At 62.1% G+C, this 16,461-nt stretch carries 15 protein-coding genes; 3 read left to right on the forward strand and 12 right to left on the reverse strand.

The features are described from left to right. Positions 1-202 precede the first annotated feature (202 nt). The 6 genes from H597_RS0107275 to H597_RS0107300 form a co-directional block, all read right to left on the reverse strand. Positions 203-979, reverse strand: coding sequence for an enoyl-CoA hydratase (locus tag H597_RS0107275; protein WP_028101545.1), 777 nt, complete (start codon positions 977-979; stop codon positions 203-205). 125 nt (positions 980-1,104) lie between these two features. Then, entirely contained in the window at positions 1,105-2,301 is a 1,197-nt protein-coding gene (locus H597_RS0107280) for an acetyl-CoA C-acyltransferase (protein WP_028101546.1), read from the reverse strand. A 26-nt stretch (positions 2,302-2,327) separates the two neighbouring features. Further along, the gene (locus tag H597_RS0107285; RefSeq protein ID WP_229632120.1) at positions 2,328-2,825 is read right to left on the reverse strand and encodes a YiiD C-terminal domain-containing protein; all 498 of its coding nucleotides are present in this window, start codon (positions 2,823-2,825) and stop codon (positions 2,328-2,330) included. A 6-nt stretch (positions 2,826-2,831) separates the two neighbouring features. Next, entirely contained in the window at positions 2,832-5,228 is a 2,397-nt protein-coding gene (locus tag H597_RS0107290) for a 3-hydroxyacyl-CoA dehydrogenase/enoyl-CoA hydratase family protein (RefSeq protein WP_028101548.1), read from the reverse strand. Positions 5,229-5,367: 139 nt separating this feature from the next. Further along, entirely contained in the window at positions 5,368-7,158 is a 1,791-nt protein-coding gene (locus tag H597_RS0107295) for an acyl-CoA dehydrogenase C-terminal domain-containing protein (protein WP_028101549.1), read from the reverse strand. A 53-nt stretch (positions 7,159-7,211) separates the two neighbouring features. Further along, entirely contained in the window at positions 7,212-7,802 is a 591-nt protein-coding gene (locus H597_RS0107300; RefSeq protein WP_028101550.1) for a TetR/AcrR family transcriptional regulator, read from the reverse strand. A 308-nt stretch (positions 7,803-8,110) separates the two neighbouring features. Here H597_RS0107300 and H597_RS0107305 point away from each other — a divergent pair, with 308 nt between their 5' ends. Beyond that, positions 8,111-8,614 carry a hypothetical protein gene (locus H597_RS0107305; RefSeq protein WP_154668007.1) on the forward strand — a complete coding sequence of 168 codons (504 nt, stop codon included), beginning with the start codon at positions 8,111-8,113 and terminating at the stop codon, positions 8,612-8,614. A gap of 15 nt (positions 8,615-8,629) precedes the next feature. Here H597_RS0107305 and H597_RS0107310 read toward each other — a convergent pair whose 3' ends face one another. From H597_RS0107310 to H597_RS0107320, 3 genes are read right to left on the reverse strand one after another with little or no spacing between them, the layout of a single operon-like run. Beyond that, positions 8,630-9,010 carry an RNA-binding S4 domain-containing protein gene (locus H597_RS0107310; protein ID WP_028101552.1) on the reverse strand — a complete coding sequence of 127 codons (381 nt, stop codon included), beginning with the start codon at positions 9,008-9,010 and terminating at the stop codon, positions 8,630-8,632. Further along, a complete protein-coding gene (gene clsB / locus H597_RS0107315; protein ID WP_028101553.1) occupies positions 9,007-10,170 on the reverse strand; it encodes a cardiolipin synthase ClsB in 1,164 nt (387 codons plus the stop codon). The genes H597_RS0107310 and clsB overlap by 4 nt, the downstream gene beginning before the upstream one ends. A gap of 3 nt (positions 10,171-10,173) precedes the next feature. Next, on the reverse strand, positions 10,174-10,986 hold the full coding sequence (locus H597_RS0107320) for an endonuclease/exonuclease/phosphatase family protein (RefSeq protein WP_028101554.1): 813 nt from the start codon (positions 10,984-10,986) through the stop codon (positions 10,174-10,176). A 75-nt stretch (positions 10,987-11,061) separates the two neighbouring features. Between H597_RS0107320 and H597_RS30115 the strand changes: the two genes are divergently transcribed. Both H597_RS30115 and H597_RS0107330 read left to right on the forward strand, forming a co-directional pair. Continuing rightward, entirely contained in the window at positions 11,062-11,847 is a 786-nt protein-coding gene (locus tag H597_RS30115; protein WP_035373398.1) for a CPBP family intramembrane glutamic endopeptidase, read from the forward strand. Then, positions 11,844-12,521, forward strand: a complete 678-nt coding sequence (locus H597_RS0107330; RefSeq protein WP_028101555.1) for a penicillin-insensitive murein endopeptidase — start codon at positions 11,844-11,846, stop codon at positions 12,519-12,521. Before H597_RS30115 ends, H597_RS0107330 begins: the two co-directional genes overlap by 4 nt. Here the strand turns inward: H597_RS0107330 and H597_RS0107335 are convergent. Genes H597_RS0107335 through H597_RS0107345 form a run of 3 tightly spaced genes read right to left on the reverse strand, consistent with a single transcriptional unit; the run spans position 12,432 to position 16,416 of the window. Then, positions 12,432-13,436: a DUF3667 domain-containing protein gene (locus H597_RS0107335; protein ID WP_211232020.1), complete on the reverse strand. Its 1,005-nt coding sequence runs from the start codon at positions 13,434-13,436 to the stop codon at positions 12,432-12,434. The two genes, H597_RS0107330 and H597_RS0107335, sit on opposite strands and share 90 nt — an antisense overlap. Before the next feature lie 14 nt (positions 13,437-13,450). Then, the gene (locus H597_RS0107340) at positions 13,451-15,139 is read right to left on the reverse strand and encodes a PAS domain-containing sensor histidine kinase (RefSeq protein ID WP_307578986.1); all 1,689 of its coding nucleotides are present in this window, start codon (positions 15,137-15,139) and stop codon (positions 13,451-13,453) included. Next, positions 15,136-16,416, reverse strand: a complete 1,281-nt coding sequence (locus H597_RS0107345) for an HD-GYP domain-containing protein (RefSeq protein WP_028101558.1) — start codon at positions 16,414-16,416, stop codon at positions 15,136-15,138. The genes H597_RS0107340 and H597_RS0107345 overlap by 4 nt, the downstream gene beginning before the upstream one ends. Between the last annotated feature and the right edge of the window lie 45 nt (positions 16,417-16,461).

Here is a 16,461-nt window from a genome sequence, read left to right on the forward strand (position 1 = left end):
ACATGAGTCGAAAACATTCGCTATGATTTACGGCCTCGGCCTGCCGCTGCTGGCCGAGGCGATTAGAGTAGATCCCTGCCAAATGCTATGAGACTTCGACTTATCCCAGAATCTCATTTTGTCTGGCAAAAATCTCACTCCTAACGGCAAAAATCTCACTCTCTGAGGCACTCAACGGCAGGAATCAGCTGCATTGTTCAGCTCAGGCGAACTTGGAGAAGTCAGGCTTGCGCTTTTCAAAGAAGGCGGTGAACGCTTCCTTGGCTTCGGCGCCGGTCAGCATGGCGCCAAACTGCGCGCTTTCCACATCGATGTGGGATTTCAGGGCTTCGCGGCCGGCCTTCATCAACCGCTTGGTCTGGCGGATCGATTCGGCCGGCAGCGCCACCAGCTTGGCGGCTTGGGCCTGGGCGTGCGCCAGGACCTGGTCGGCTGGCAGCAGCTTGGAGATCAGGCCCATGTCGTAGGCTTCCTGCGCGCCGAACGGTTCGCCCAGCATCAGCTTTTCCGCTGCGCGGGCATGGCCGCCGTTGGCGGGCAGCAGCATGCTGGAGCCGAATTCCGGGCACAGGCCAAGGGCCGCGAATGGCACCGAGAACTTGGCGTTGTCGGCCGCGTATACCAGGTCGCAGTGCATCAGCATGGTGGTACCGATGCCGATCGCGGCGCCGTTCACGGCTGCCACGACAGGCTTGCTGGTGTTGAACAGGGCCTTCATGAACTGGATCACCGGGCGGTCCGAGAAGGCCACGCCATCATTGGCGGCGGTGGTGGTCGCGAAGTCAACCAGGTCGTTACCGGCGGTGAAGATCTCCGGCTTGCCGGTGATCAGGATGGCGCGCACGTCGGCGTCGCTTTCGGCGGCGTTGATGGTGTCAGCCATGGTCTGGTACATGGCGGAGGTGATCGCGTTCTTGCGGTCCAGGCGGTCGAATTCGATGGTCAGGATGCCGGCTGCTTTGGTGGTCAGGATTGCCATTGTCTTTTGTCTCCGTTTCGTAAAACCGGTAAACCGGTGTCGGACCCGCAGGGTCGGACACCCCTATAAAAAAAGGCGGGTCGTTCGACCCGCCTTGCTGAGTGCGCTAGATCATTGCGCGCGGATTATACGCGCTCGATGATGCCTGCCGCGCCCATGCCGGCGCCCACGCACATCGTGACCATGCCGTACTTGAGCTGGTTGCGGCGCAGTGCGTGCACCACGGTCGCCGCGCGGATCGCGCCGGTTGCGCCCAGCGGGTGGCCCAGGGCGATGGCGCCGCCCATCGGGTTCACTTTGCTGGTGTCCAGGTTCAGGTCGCGGATCACGGCCAGCGCCTGGGCGGCGAATGCTTCGTTCAGTTCGATCCAGTCCAGCTGGTCCTGGGTGATGCCGGCGGCGGCGCAAGCGGCCGGGATGGCGACCTTAGGACCGATGCCCATGATTTCCGGCGGTACGCCGCGTACGGCGAACGAGGAGAACTTGGCCAGCGGGGTCAGGTTGTGTTCTTTCAGGATCTTCTCGGACACCACGATCAGCGCGCCGGCGCCGTCGGACATCTGCGAGGAGGTCGCGGCGGTCACGGTACCCTTGGCGGCGAACACCGGCTTCAGCTTGGCCATGCCTTCCATGGAGGCGTCGGCGCGGGCGCCTTCATCGGTATCCACGGTGCGCTTGCCAATCTTGATCTCGCCGGTGCGCAGATCAGGGGTGCGGGTGATGATTTCGACCGGGGTGGTCTCGTCCTTGAAGAAGCCGGCTTGCTGGGCGGCGATCGCCTTGCGGTGCGATTCCAGGCCGAAGGCGTCCTGGTCTTCGCGGCTGACTTTCCACTGCTGCGCCACTTTCTCGGCGGTCAGACCCATGCCGTAGGCCAGGCCCACGTGCTCGTCCTTGAAGGTTTCCATGTTGATCGATGGGTGGTGGCCCATCATCGGCACCATGGACATCGATTCCACGCCGCCGGCGATCATCACGTCGGCTTCGCCAACGCGGATGCGGTCCGCAGCCATGGCCAGGGCGGTGATGCCCGATGCGCAGTAGCGGTTGATGGTCACGCCGCCCACGGTGTTCGGCAGGCCTGCCAGCACCACGGAGCTACGGGCGATGTTGAAGCCCTGCTCTGCTTCAGGGAAGGAGCAGCCGATGATGGCGTCGACGATCAGGGCCGGGTCCAGGTTAGGCACGGCGGCCATGGCGCCCTTCAGGGCGGCGACCAGCAGGTCGTCCGGACGGGTCTTGCTGAACATACCGCGCGGCGCCTTGCCGATCGGGGTACGGGTGGCGGCGACGATGTATGCGTCTTGCAGTTGTTTGCTCATTTTAAGCTTTCCAGTATCTGTGTTCGTTAGCGTTTGGCGGAGAGGTACCAGTCCACCTGTACTTGTGCTGCCAGCGTGCCGTGTTCGTCGAAGATGTCGACGTTGACCGGGAACGCGATTTTTCCTTCATCCTTCAGCTGCGCTTTCAGCGCGGCCAGGTCGCCCGGTACCTTGCCGGAGGCGCGCGTCGCGCCCTTGGCCACTTTCTGGTACTCGATGCGCGACTCCTTGGCGACCGGGCGCATGTCCATGATCAGGTCGGCAAAGCCGCCCGCCATGGCCGCGCCGGACGCCGTTTCGGCCAGCGTGAAGATCGCACCCGCGTGCGGCGTGCCGAGGTGGTTGTGCAGCTTGCCGTCGTCCGGCATCGACACTTCGGCCGTTCCCGGGCCGATGCTGTCGATGCGGATGCCGAGCAGGCGCACGAACGGCAGCGACTCCGTCATGTGCTGTTTGATTTGCTCATAGACCATGCTTGGTTTCACTCGCAACAGGATTTTGAAGGCCAGCGACAGGATGGACATTTACTCTTAGTTGCGAACCGGCTTACCGGTCTGCAGCATGCCCATGATGCGCTCTTGCGACTTAGGATGGTTCAGCAATTCCAGGAAGGCCTTGCGTTCCATATCCAGCAGCCACTGTTCGCTCACGACGCTGCCCTGGTCGATGTCGCCGCCGGACACGATCTCGGCGATCATGTCGCCCAGCTTGTAGTCGTGCGCGGAGATGAAGCCGCCATCGCGCATATTGACCAGCTGGCCGCGGATGGTGCCCCAGCCGTAACGGCCGGTCACAGGCACTGGACGCTGGATCGGCGCGCGGTAGCCGGCATCGGCCATCGAGCGCGCGGTCACTTTCGCCACGTGCAGCAGTTCGTAGGCGTTGAACACGATCACGTCGTCTTCCTTCAGGTAGCCCATGGCCTTCGCTTCCAGCGCGGACTTCGAAACGTTCGCGGTGGCGGCGTTGGTGAAGCCGGTCTTCAGGAATTGCAGGATGTCGTTGCCTTTGGCTTCGCGGGCAGCGCGGACAGCCGCTTCCTTCAGACCGCCGCCGCCAGGGATCAGGCCCACGCCCACTTCCACCAGGCCGATATAGGATTCCAGTGCCGCCACGCGCTTGGATGCGTGCAGCATCATTTCGCAGCCGCCGCCCAGGGCGATGCCGGCAACAGCCGCCACCACTGGCACGTTGGAATACTTCATCTTCATGAAGGTGTCTTGCAGTTCCTTGATGATCGGGTCGACTGCTTTCGCGCCGCCGGCCATGAAAGCTGGCAGGGCTTCCTGCAGGTCGGCGCCGGCCGAGAAGGCGCCGCCTTCGGCCGCGTCGGTGTTCCAGATCACCAGGCCCTTGAAGTTCTTTTCAGCTTCTGCCAGGCCGCGCTGGATGCCGCCGATCACGCCTTTGCCGATCACGTGCATCTTGGTCTTCAGCGACAGGATCAGGACGTCGTCGCCGGTGTGCCACAGGCGTACGGATTCGTCTTCGTGCACGGTCACGCCGGCAGTCTTAGGATCGGCGCCGCCGCCGCCCACCACAGGAGCGCGGAATTCCTGGCGCTTGTACACGGCCAGGTCGGAACGCGGAGTGTAGGATTTGGTCGCTGGCGAGAACGAGCCTTCAGCGGTATGCACGCCCTGCTCGCCCACTTTGCCTTCGAAGACCCATGCCGGCAGCGGTGCATTGCACAGCGCCTTGCCCGCTTCGATGTCTTCCTTGACCCACTGTGCAACCTGGCCCCAGCCTGCTGCCTGCCAGGTTTCGAACGGGCCGACGTTCCAGCCGAAGCCCCAGCGCATGGCGAAGTCGACGTCGCGCGCGTTGTCGGCGATCGATTCCAGGTGGATCGCGATGTAGTGGAAAGCGTCGCGGAAGATCGCCCACAGGAACTGGCCTTGCGGGTTGGTCGATTCGCGCAGCGCCTTCATCTTCTTGACCGGATCCTTTTCTTTCAGGATGCGGGCGATGATGTCGTCTGCCTTCTTGCCGCCGGCGACGTATTCACCGGTGGCGGCGTCCAGGCGCATGATGTCCTTGCCGACTTTCTTGTAGAAGCCAGCGCCGGACTTCTGGCCCAGGGCGCCCTTCCCGATCAGCGTGGCCAGCACGGCCGGGGTCTTGTACAGGGACGCGAACGGATCGGAAGCCAGGTTGTCTTCCATGGTCTTGATCACGTGGCCCATGGTGTCCAGGCCCACCACGTCGGCGGTACGGAAGGTACCGGATTTGGCGCGGCCCAGCTTGGCGCCGGTCAGGTCGTCGACCACGTCGACGGACAGGCCGAACTTCTCGGCTTCATGGATGGTGGCCAGCATGCCGAAGATACCAACGCGGTTAGCGATGAAGTTCGGGGTGTCCTTGGCACGGACCACGCCCTTGCCCAGCACGGAAGTCATGAAGGTTTCCAGCTGGTCCAGGATTTCCGGCTTGGTGCCGGTGGTCGGGATCAGTTCCACCAGGTGCATGTAGCGCGGTGGGTTGAAGAAGTGCACGCCGCAGAAGCGCGCCTTCAGGTCGGCGTCGAAGCCTTCGGCCAGCTTGTTGATCGACAGGCCGGAAGTGTTCGAAGCGAAGATCGCGTTTGGCGCAATGTGCGGAGCGACCTTCTTGTACAGGTCGTGCTTCCAGTCCATGCGCTCGGCGATCGCTTCGATGATCAGGTCGCAGCCGGCCAGCAGGTCCAGGTTGTCTTCGTAGTTGGCGATCTGCACCAGTTCCGCGTCAGCCTTGTCGCCGAACGGCGCAGGGGACAGCTTCTTCAGGCCTTCGATGGCCTTGATGCCGATACCGTTCTTGTTGCCTTCTTTCGCAGGCAGGTCAAACAGGACCACTGGAACCTTGGCGTTGACGCAGTGGGCTGCGATCTGCGCGCCCATCACGCCGGCGCCCAGTACCGCCACTTTTTTCACGTTGAAGTTGCTCATATATATCCTTTAGTTGGTGTATCTGTCGCTTTGCTTGGGCGTCGGCTGTCTCAGCTGAAACCGGTAAACCGATGTCTGACCCGCTGGGTCAGACACGCGCCCTACCGGTCTAGGGCTCGAACTGCCGACACCATCAACTTCAGAACAGGTCTGCGTCCAGTGCCATCAGGTTGGCGGCGCCGGAACGAGCCTGGCGGATCAGGGTTGCGGTTTCCGGGTACAGGCGGCCGAAGTAGAAGCGGATGGTGGCCAGCTTCGAGGTGTAGAACTTGTCGCCCGATGCCTCTTTTTCAAGAGCGATCTTCGCCATCTGCGCGAAGAAGTAGGAGTAAACCAGGTGGCCGGCCACGCGCAGGTAAGGCACGGCGGCGGCGCCGACTTCGTCCTGGTTCTGGAAGGCTTTCATGCCGATTTCCATGGTCAGCTTGGTCAGTTTCTCGCCCAGGTCGCCCAGCGGGGTGACGAATTCGGACATCGCTTCGTCGGTGCCGTTTTCTTCCACGAAGGCGCGCACCTTCTCGCCGAACTTGCGCAGCTTGGAGCCGTTGTCCATCAGGATCTTACGGCCCAGCAGGTCCAGCGACTGCACGGTGTTGGTGCCTTCGTAGATCAGGTTGATGCGCGCGTCGCGCACGTACTGCTCCATGCCCCATTCGGAGATGTAGCCGTGGCCGCCGTACACCTGCATCGCGTCGGAGGTGGCGATCCATGCGTTGTCGGTGATGAAGGCCTTGATGATCGGGGTCAGCAGGGCCACTTCGTCGCCGGCTTCCTTGCGCACTTCTTCGTCAGGGTGGTGCAGTTCGCGGTCGATCTGCAGCGCCACGTAGGAAGCGAAAGCACGCGCGCCTTCGGCGTAGGCTTTGCCGGTCAGCAGCATGCGGCGCACGTCCGGGTGCACGATGATCGGGTCGGCAGGACCTTCCGGGTTCTTCACGCCGGACAGGGAACGCATCTGCAGGCGGTCTTTGGCGTACACCAGCGCGTTCTGGTAAGCCACTTCGGTCAGGCCCAGGGACTGCACGCCCACGCCCAGACGGGCGGCGTTCATGAACACGAACATCGCGTTCAGGCCCTTGTTCGGCTGGCCGATGATCCAGCCCTTGGCGCCGTCCAGGTTCATCTGGCAGGTCGAGTTGCCGTGGATGCCCATCTTCTCTTCGATCGCGCCGCAGAAGATCGGGTTGCGTTCGCCGATCGAACCGTCGGCGTTAGGGATGAACTTCGGCACCAGGAACAGGGAGATGCCTTTCGAGCCTTCCGGTGCGTCCGGCACGCGGGCCAGCACCAGGTGCAGGATGTTCTCTGCCATGTCGTGTTCGCCGGCCGAGATGAAGATCTTGGCGCCGGTGATGTTCCAGGAACCGTCTTCGTTCGGGATGGCTTTCGAGCGCAGCATGCCCAGGTCGGTGCCGCAGTGCGGTTCGGTCAGGCACATGGTGCCGGTCCACTCGCCGGACACCAGCTTCGGCAGGTAGGTCGATTTCTGTTCCGGTGTGCCATGGGCCAGCAGGCACTCGTAGGCGCCGTGCGACAGGCCCGGGTACATGGTCCAAGCCTGGTTGGCCGAGTTCAGCATCTCGTAGAACGAGTTGTTCAGCACGATCGGCAGGCCCTGGCCGCCGAATTCAGGATCGCAGGCCAGTGCGGCCCAGCCGCCTTCAACGTACTGCTTGTAGGCTTCCTTGAAGCCTTTTGGCGTGGTCACGGTCTTGGCCGCGGCATCGTGGTGGCAGCCTTCGCGGTCGCCGGAATGGTTCAGCGGGAACAGCACTTCCGAGGTGAACTTGGCGCCTTCTTCCAGCACCTGGTTGATGATGTCCGCGTCGGTTTCGGCGTGAGGAGGCAGCTCTTTCAGCTTCTCTTCCACCTTCAGCAGTTCATGCAGGACGAACTGCATATCACGGATTGGCGCGACGTATTGACCCATTTTTTTCTCCAGATGGCTAAAAGGTTATGTTTGTCAGGCTGCGGAATGCAGCATCAGGATGGTTGGTAGTTTTCGATCAGTCGGTTGAAGCCCACGCCGGCCCGGTCCACGCTGCCAGGGGTGCGCATGAAGCGCGCCTCATGGTGCAGGGCCAGGATCAGGCCGTACATTTCGTACACCAGCTGGCTGGCATCGGTATCGCCGCGCAGGTCGCCGTTGTCGATGGCCTGGCGCACGCAACGCAGCAAGGCCGCCTGCCAGGCGCCGACCATGGCCAGCAATTCTTCGCGGATCGGGCCGGGACGGTCGTCATACTCGACGGCGCCGCTGATATAGATACAGCCCGAGGCGATTTCCACGCTCACACGTTTGATCCAGTTGGCAAACATGGCGCGCAGGCGAGGCAGGCCACGGGCCTCCTTCATCGCCGGGTAGAACACTTCCTGCTCGAAACGGTGGTGGTACAGCTTCAACACTTCAATCTGCAAATCTTCACGCGAGCCGAAGTGGGCAAATACACCGGATTTACTCATGTTCATTTTGTCGGCGAGCAAGCCAATAGTCAGGCCTTCCAGGCCGTCGCGGCTTGCCAGGTCGAGGGCCACATCAAGGATGGCCGCACGGGTCATTTCGCCTTTGCGCATGAATTTTGTTGGTGTATTTACAAGAATGCCACTCACTTTGAATCCCGTCCCGTTAGAAGGAAAAACCTTATTCTCGCTCTAACAGATCGGCCGCTGGTGAAAAGTTTTGCGAACGTTCGTACTATTATCCAGCGTGTGGCGAAAGTCAAACGACAAGACTAGAAGTGCCTCTCTATTGTTGCGGCGCAACAAACATCCTCCGCCGACGCCCCGGGCCAACCGTGGAAGGTGGGCCGCGCCCAACTTTGGAAATTGACAGTTTTCATATGGGAATCTATATTGGCGTTTTTGCAACCGGAAGTTTCGCCATGAAAAAAAGCGCCATATTCGCTGCCCTGCTGCTGTCTGCTTGCGCCGCACAAGCCCAACAGTCCTATGAACCGAAAGAAGTGCCTGGCCTGGAAAACCAGCCCGCCGAGAAACTGGCGCCGGCCCAAGCGCCGGCCCAAGAACCGGCCCCTGAGGCTGAGCTTGACGCGCCGAAGGCTGGCGCGAACGAGTTCTGCCTGTTCAAAGGGAAACCGCCAACAAGCGTTAAATACAAGGAATTGGGCCATGTGAAGTATGGCAAGGGCACCTATGGCTCGGCCGCGCAGATCGTCCCTGAAGTGGTGAGCCAGGCGACCAGCCGTGGCGCCAACGCCATCGCCGATTTCAGCGGCGCGCAGCACTTCGGCTTCTGGCCATGGCGCCTGGTGCGCCCTGTCGTTCAAGGCACGGCGATCAAGCTGGACGGCAGCAAGAATTGCCGCGCAATCGGCGGCACCCCGCTGAGCGAAGTCCTGTCGAGCGGTCAGGGCCCGGCCAACTAAGGCCGCCGCCCAAGTTCAATTGTCCGTGGCGCGCTCCCAGGCGCGCCGGTCGCGCTTGGTGGGGCGGCCCTTGCTGTCGGCGAAGGGTTCCGGGAACAGCTTCTTGCGCTCGATCAGGGCGGCGCGGCGAGCCAGCGATTCTTCGCTCTCTTCATAGAGGAGGCGGGCAAGCGGCGCACCTTCCCGCTTGCCGGAAATGCCCACCACCAGCACATCCCACTCATCGGCGCCGTTATCGATATGCAGGCGCTCGCCCAGCTTCGCGTTGCGCGAGGGCTTGATGCGCTCGCCGCCCGACAACTTCACCTTGCCCTTGTCGATGGCATCAATGGCCAGCTGGCGCGTCTTGAAGAAACGCGCCGCCCACAGCCATTTGTCGATTCTGACATCACTCATGTGTACTTTCCCACTGCAAAAATGCGCATCAGCGTACGGTATGCCAGGTACGCCACCTCATATCCCATCCGCCGGAAACGCCCGATGTGCTCAAAATCCTGCTGCTGGATCGCCTGGCCTTCCGCAATCGCCTCCTCGATCCTGGCCCGCAGCGCGCGCGCGAATTCGGCATCCTTGATCACCACATTGGCTTCCTGGTTGAGGAACAGGCTCAGCCCGTCCACATTGGAGGAGCCGACCGTCGCCCAGTCGTCGTCGATCACCGCCACCTTGGCGTGCAGCTGGGTCTTGCGGTATTCCACCACCTTGACGCCCGCTTCCAGCAGCTTGGGGTAGAAGGAATGGGCCACCGCATCCTGCAGCCAGATTTCGCCGACGCCGATCAAGAGCACCACCTCCACCCCGCGCTGCGCGGTCGCGGCCAGGGCGCGGCGGAATTTGCGGCCCGGGGCAAAATACGGGTTGGCCAGCAGCACACTCTTCTTTGCCCGACCCAGAGCCTGCAAGTAGGCACGCTGAATGGTGCGCCGGTTGCGCAAGTTGTCGCGCACCACGAAGCCGGCCTGCATGGTGCTTTGGCGCGCAATCTTGTTCAGCTTGCGCACTTCGTTGAACAGGGTCAGGCGCTTGACAATGGTCATATGGCCCAGGCGCGTCCACTGGGTTTCCGCTTCACCATGGATGGACTCGACCAGCGGCCCGCGCACCGCCACCGCAAAATCCCAGCGCGGCGCCGCCAGCGCCTTGCTGTGGTCGTAGTCGGTGAACATATCGTCGTTGATATTGATGCCGCCGACAAACGCCACCTGCCCGTCCACCACGCAGATCTTGCGGTGGGTGCGCGTCACGCCGCGCCGGAACCAGGGATTGAAGATGCGGTGCTCGACGCCCGCCGCCGTGACGTCGGCATGCAGGCGGTAGGCGGGTTTGTGGCCGGTGCCGAACCAGTCGGTAATCATGCGCACGGTGACGCCGCGCCGGGCGGCGGCTTTCAGGGCGGCCACCACGCGCGCGCCGGTCTCGTCCTCGGCGAAGATATAGGTCTCGAAATAGACTTCGTACTGCGCCGCCTCGATTGCCTCGACCAGTGCCGGGAAATAATCGGTACCGCAGTGCAGGAGCTTGACTTCGTTATCGGCCAGAAAATCAACGTGACGCATGAGTCAGGAAACCAGTTTCAGGTTCGCCACAATGGGCGCATGATCCGACAGCTTGGCCCAGAGCGGGCCGTGCAGGACTTCCGCGGATTCTACCTCGAAGCCCCGCACATAGATGCGGTCCAACCTGAAAAATGGCAAGGCCGCCGGGAAGGTGCGGGCCGGACGCTGGGAAGCCTTGCGCCGCGCCAGGGTACGCACCAGGTCGCCCACCGGGCTGCCGTGCTTGACTTCGTCGAAGACTTCGCGCACGCCCAGCGCGCTTTGCAGCTTATCGGTCAAGGTATTGCGCCAATCATTGAAGTCGCCGGCAATGATGACCGGCTCGCCGTCCGGCGCCGAGGCGCGCACCGCCTCGATCAGCATATCGGCCTGGCGCACCCGGCTGCGCTCGAACAAGCCAAGGTGGATGACGAAGCAATGCACAAGCTTGCCTTCCGTTGCAATCACCGAATGCAGGATGCCGCGCGATTCGTAGGCGTGGTCGGAAATATCGGTATTGGTCCAGCGCGCGATCGGGTATTTGCTGAGCAGCGCGTTGCCATGGTGGCCGTGGTCGTATTGCGCATTCATGCCATAGACCGACTGGTGCGATTCGCCGGCGAAGAACTCATGCTGGGCCTTTTTCGGCCAATGCCGGTGGCCGTGCGCTTCCTCGCCAAAACGCGCCTCGATCCGGTCATGCTGGCCCTGCACTTCCTGCAGGAAGACCAGATCGGCATGGAAGGCCTCGATCGCATGGCGCAAGGCGTGGACCCGGGGCTGGCTGCGGTACGACACGCCCTTGTGGATGTTGTAGGTGGCAACGCGGATCTTCATGGGTTTTATTCTAACCCCAACAGCCCGGCTTGCTGGCGGTCAAAAGTGCTGCGAATTGCTTTATAGTCACGCCCCATGAACGAACGACATACTACTTTCCCTTCCGCACTAGAAGCTTTTTTCCTGGTTGTCTGCACCTGGGCCATTGAATACCTGATGATCTGCGCGATGTACGACATACGCAGATGGCTCGGCGTGGATGATTTTTACGGCCTGGCCACCATTGCCAGGGTGCTGGCGAGCGGCCTCATCTTTACGGCCTTGCTGCATTGGAAGAACCTGGACTACCGGGACCTTTTCCACGCCCCGCAAACCACGACAGCCGCGACCATGGCCGCGGTAGTGCCCCTGGTCTTGCTGGCCACACCATGCCTGTTCCTGGTAATGGGAGAGTTGAACGATCTGCTGCAGGCAGCGTTCCCGCCGGGTTCCGATGTGTCGGAGCGTTGCAAGGATATGCTTGCCCCACGTCCGCCCCAGATCATCATGGTTTGCGTATTGGCACCCGTAGTGGAGGAAATGCTGTTCAGGGGCATTATCCTGCGCAGTTTCCTACGCCAATACGAACGCGGCTACGCTATCCTGGGTTCGGCAGTCGTATTCGGCTTCGCCCATATGAATATTTACCAGCTTGTCGGCGGCATCACTTTCGGCGTGGCGGCCGGCTGGCTGTATGAACGTAGCCGTTCGCTGATACCGGGGATGGTCATGCACGCAGTCATCAATTCGGGTGTCATGCTGTTGGCAAATACCGGCGCCGGCACTGCGGACAATAATCCCACGACTCTGGCGCTCATGTTATTGCCTGCCCTCCCCGCCTGTTACATGCTGCGCCGCGTCCTGGCCGGGCCCGTGCAATGAAGACGGCGCGCCTCGTTCTTGCAGCGCTGCTGGCGGCCGGTACCGCCGTGGCCGGCGCTTCCAGCACCTGCCACGGCAGCGTCAAGCAGGGCAGCCTCGAAGACGGTGTCCAGTTACCTGCCGATGGCGCCAATTTCTCCGTCTACAGCACGCTCGGCGCCGCCATGGGACGCAATTACGTGCACAGCGAAGTGGCGGCGATCATGCTGGGCGCCTATGCAAAACTGGAACGTGCCGCGCCGGGTTCGCAATACGTTTATGGTGAAACCGGCTTTGTGAATGGGGGACGGATCCGCCCCCACCGCACCCACCAAAACGGCTTGTCGGTGGATTTCTTTGTTCCGGTGCGCGATCGGAAAGGCCGCCCGGCGCGCCTGCCGATGCCCGCGTCCCAGCACTTCGGCTACGACATCGAATTCGACGGCGCAGCGCGCTACGGCGAATACAGCATCGACTTCGCCGCATTGGGCGAACACTTGTACCAGCTGGACCTGGCGGCCCGCGCGCGCGGCCAGGGCATCGCGCAGGTCATCTTCGATACCGCTTACCTGCCGCGCCTGTTCGACACCCCACACGGCGCGGCGCTAAAGCAGCTCAATTTCATGAAGGGCAAACCATGGGTGCGGCATGACGAGCATTACCACGTCGACTTTGCGATCGCTTGCCTCAACTAGCGGGTCAGCGCAAACCATCTGAAGCATAAACGCGATGCGGGTTAGCCAATCAAAGCCCATGCCGAGGCAGCTTCCGAAAATCGCCATGCGCACCAGGAGCACAGCCCAGCCACCGCCATATACCTTGCGCATGGCCAGCAAAATGTAGAGCGCCAGCACCGATTTCAAGGCCAGCTTGGTGAAGCCAGGCATGCCGGTGACAACGACGATCAGCGCCAGCAGGTTCACCGCCTGCAAATGCATGGAAAACACCAGGTGCTCGCCGTCGCGCCAGCCCGTCCCCAGGTGCAGCAGCTTGAGCATGAGCGCCATCAGGGGAATCAGACACAGCATGACGGTCGGGCCGAAACGCAGCCACGACTCCAAGAACTGCGCCTTCTGAGTGGATTCGGGGAGCGCCACGAATTTGCCGTAATTGACGGCAAAGTGATCGCTGGCCAGTGCAAAAACGTCGAACAGCTTGCGGTCGATACTGTTGATGGCCTGCGCCGACGTCGCCTGCGCAACCGGCGCATCCGCGGCTGGTGCGGCAGGGACCGGCGGCAAATGGTGCACTTGCCACTTCATGACCAGAAACACCAGCAGCGACACCGTCAGCAACAAGCGTAAGGGATCGATGAACTGGCCGCGGCGGCCGCGGATGAATTCCACCGTCAAGGCGCCCGGCTTGGCAAAGAGCCAGCCCAGCGTGCGCCACAGCTTGCCTTCCGCAGCAATATAGTGCCCGATGAAGTGATGCAGGAATTCATGCGCGCTGGCGATGTGCACCTGCGCTGTCTGGCCGCAGGCGCCGCAATAAGCCGTACTGACGCCGGCGTGGCAGTTATGGCAGGTGTCGCCTGCGGGAGGGCGCTGCGATGCGGCCTTGCGGCCGAAGTGGAAGAACAGGTTTTTCATGCGGGAATTAGTAATCACCGCGTCAACCTTAGTCAATTTACAACATCATTTTCCTCGGCGGCGGGCGCCATTTGTCGCGGCAGGATCACACGGAAGGTGGTGCCGCGCCCTATTTCGCTGTCGACCTCGATGCGGCCGCCGTGCTTTTGCACGATGCTGTAGGAGAGCGACAAACCCAGCCCGGTGCCTTTGCCGACCGGCTTGGTGGTGAAGAAGGGTTCGAAGATGCGGCCCAGGTTTTCGGCCGCGATGCCGCCGCCGGTATCGCTCACGGCCACCGTCACCATCTCGTTTTCGTAGCTGGTGCGCACCGTGATGCGCCCGCGCGATTCGATCGCGTGCGCCGCATTGACCAGCAGGTTCATGAATACCTGGTTCAGCTGCGAGGGGATGCATTCGATCTCCGGCACGCCGCCGTATTCCTTCACCACTTCCGCCTTGTATTTTAGTTCGTTCCAGACCACGTTCAGCGTGCTGTCCAGGCCCGTTTCCAGGTTGGCCACCAGCACGTCGCCCCCGCCGACATGCGAGAAGTCCTTCATGTCCTGCACGATGCGCTTGATGCGGTCCAGTCCATCCATCGACTCGCTCAGCAGGCAGCCCAGGTCTTCGCGCAGGTAGTCGGCATCGATTTCCTTGCGCAGCGCATTCAGCTCGCTGCGGTCGCCGTCGGGCAAATGGGGCTCGCGGGCCTCGTAGGCGTCGAGCAGGCGCATCAGCGACTGCATATAGCGCTGCAGGCTGCTCAGGTTGGAATTGACGAAGCCGACCGGGTTGTTGATCTCGTGCGCCACGCCGGCCGCCAGCACGCCGATGGAGGCCATCTTCTCCGACTGCAGCAGCTGGTTCTGGGCCTCGCCCAGCTTGCGTATCAATTCGGCCTGGCGCGCTTTTTCGCTCTCCAGCGTAATGTTGGCCATCTGCAGCGCCAGGGTGCGTTCGTGCACGCGGTTCTCCAGCTGGTCGCGCGATTCGCGCAGCACCTGTTCCGTATGTTCGCGCTCGGTGATGTCGACGAAGCCGAAGACCCGGCCGATGATGCGCTCCCCCAGGAATTGCGGGCGCGAGCGGCATTCCATGACGCGGCCGTCATGCAGGTGCAACAGCCCCAGGCTTTCATGCGGGGCGCTGACTTGCTGCAGCAGCTCGCGGCAGGCGTCCTGCTCCACCACGTTCGCCGTCAGGAATTCCAGGATCGCCGCATCGTTGCCGCTCCTGAGAAAGGCTTCGGGGATATGCCACATTTCGCTGAACTGGCGGTTCATGCTGGCGATCTTGTTGTGCCAGTCGATCACCAGGATGCCGTTGCCGGTCGCCTCCAGCGTGGTGCGCAGCTGCGACAGGGTCTGCTCCAGCACGTCCTCCACCTTGCGCTCCTGGCGCGCATCGCGGGCCAAAATCAGGATCAGCCAGCGCTCCCCGTGGCGCAGCACGCGCAGCGATTTCATGACCATGAGCTGGCTGCCGTCGGCGCGCCGGTATTCGCCCTCCTGCGTATCGATATCCTGGAAATGGCCGCCGCGCACATCCTCCCAGTAAAACACGTCCTGCAGCGAGCTTTCGATGTCGGTGACCTGCATATCCGTCAGTTGCGCCGCGCTATAGCCCAGCACCTGCTCGGCCACCTTGTTGGCGACCACGATGCGCAGGTCGGCTGGGTCGACCAGCAGCATCATGTGCGGGCTGTGGTCGAGCATCAGCTGGCGCAGTTCGGAAATCACCCGGCGGCTCCCTGTCCTGGTTTGCTCGCGTCGAAGTAATAGCTGACCCGCTTGCGCGGGCTGAGATAGGCGTAGATTTCCTTGGGTACCTGCGAAGGCTTGATGGCGCGCACGATATTCAGGTCGCTCTCGCGCTCCATGTCCACCATGATTGCGTCTTCGCGCGGCACCCCCTGCTCATACACCACCAGCTCGGGCTTGTTCGGTTTTTCCGTATTGATGGTGGCGACCATGCCGGTGGCGCCGTTCGACAGCTGCACGATGGTGCCGGGCGGGTAGACGCCGAGGCAGCGAATGAACACCTGCAGCAGCTTGGGGTCGAATTTGTCGCGGTTCTTGGCGAACATCAGCGACAGCGCTTCGTGGGGGGTCAGGCCCTGCGTGCCGTTGACAGGGTTGCATAGGCGGTCGTAGTAGTTGGCGATCGCCACGATGCGCGCCAGCACGCCGATCTCTTCGCCTTTCAGGTGGCGCGGGTAGCCGCTGCCGTCGTACATCTCATGGTGGTCGCGCACGATGGCCACCGCGGCGGCCGGGAACTTGAGCTGCTGCCCCATCTCGGTGCCGACCGAGCTATGGGTTTCGTACAGGTGCTGTTCCGAATGGTTCCAGGGTTCGGTCTTGGTCAGCACCCGGTCCGGTATATTGCGCACGCCAAGATCGTGGAACATGGAGCCCACGCCCATCGCGCCGGCGACTTCGCGCGGCAGCTTGATATCGCGCGCAATCATCATCGCCAGCATGGTGACATTCAGCGAATGAAGGTAGATCTCTTCGCCGCCCGTGCGGTCGCCCATCACGTGGATCGCCAGCTCCGGCGCGCTGAGGATGGAATCGGCGATCTTGCCGATCATCTCGCTGGCCTTTTGCAGGTTTTCGGCTGGGCGCGCGAAGATGTTCTTTTCCATGTCGCGCATGGCGCGCGCGGTATCGACGAAGGCGTGTTCGATGCGGGCCGCGTCCTCGCGCTGCTGGCGCATGCGCTCCATCATGGCGCGCTTCGCCGCCAGTTCCGGCGAATCGGGTGCCGGCACCGGCGGCGGCGCAGGCTCGGCGAGCTCCCTGAGGTTGATGGACAGCGCCACCGGCTGCACATCGCTCATGGCGGGGTCGATGCGGATCTTGTTCAAGCCCAGGCTGCGCAGCTGGTGGATCTGCTCCTGCGACTTGATCTTGAAATGGCTGAAGGCAAAAGGGTGCTCGAACCACTTCAGGTCGAGATGAACGTATAAGCCGACTTGCAACTGCTCCAGAAGGATATCCTGAGTATCCGGCATGGCGTTCACCCCTAGTGTGACGGTCTATGCACGATTATAGCCACA

The sequence above is a fragment of the Pseudoduganella violaceinigra DSM 15887 genome (genome assembly GCF_000425385.1).
Classification (GTDB): Bacteria; Pseudomonadota; Gammaproteobacteria; order Burkholderiales; family Burkholderiaceae_D; genus Rugamonas; species Rugamonas violaceinigra.

What these genes read in the sequence shown, in the direction of transcription:
- H597_RS0107275 (WP_028101545.1), bottom strand. Translation starts at nt 979, where the DNA reads ATGGCAATCCTGACCACCAAAGCAGCCGGCATCCTGACCATCGAATTC.
- H597_RS0107280 (WP_028101546.1), bottom strand. Translation starts at nt 2,301, where the DNA reads ATGAGCAAACAACTGCAAGACGCATACATCGTCGCCGCCACCCGTACC.
- H597_RS0107285 (WP_229632120.1), bottom strand. Translation starts at nt 2,825, where the DNA reads ATGTCCATCCTGTCGCTGGCCTTCAAAATCCTGTTGCGAGTGAAACCA.
- H597_RS0107290 (WP_028101548.1), bottom strand. Translation starts at nt 5,228, where the DNA reads ATGAGCAACTTCAACGTGAAAAAAGTGGCGGTACTGGGCGCCGGCGTG.
- H597_RS0107295 (WP_028101549.1), bottom strand. Translation starts at nt 7,158, where the DNA reads ATGGGTCAATACGTCGCGCCAATCCGTGATATGCAGTTCGTCCTGCAT.
- H597_RS0107300 (WP_028101550.1), bottom strand. Translation starts at nt 7,802, where the DNA reads ATGCGCAAAGGCGAAATGACCCGTGCGGCCATCCTTGATGTGGCCCTC.
- H597_RS0107305 (WP_154668007.1), top strand. Translation starts at nt 8,111, where the DNA reads ATGAAAAAAAGCGCCATATTCGCTGCCCTGCTGCTGTCTGCTTGCGCC.
- H597_RS0107310 (WP_028101552.1), bottom strand. Translation starts at nt 9,010, where the DNA reads ATGAGTGATGTCAGAATCGACAAATGGCTGTGGGCGGCGCGTTTCTTC.
- clsB (WP_028101553.1), bottom strand. Translation starts at nt 10,170, where the DNA reads ATGCGTCACGTTGATTTTCTGGCCGATAACGAAGTCAAGCTCCTGCAC.
- H597_RS0107320 (WP_028101554.1), bottom strand. Translation starts at nt 10,986, where the DNA reads ATGAAGATCCGCGTTGCCACCTACAACATCCACAAGGGCGTGTCGTAC.
- H597_RS30115 (WP_035373398.1), top strand. Translation starts at nt 11,062, where the DNA reads ATGAACGAACGACATACTACTTTCCCTTCCGCACTAGAAGCTTTTTTC.
- H597_RS0107330 (WP_028101555.1), top strand. Translation starts at nt 11,844, where the DNA reads ATGAAGACGGCGCGCCTCGTTCTTGCAGCGCTGCTGGCGGCCGGTACC.
- H597_RS0107345 (WP_028101558.1), bottom strand. Translation starts at nt 16,416, where the DNA reads ATGCCGGATACTCAGGATATCCTTCTGGAGCAGTTGCAAGTCGGCTTA.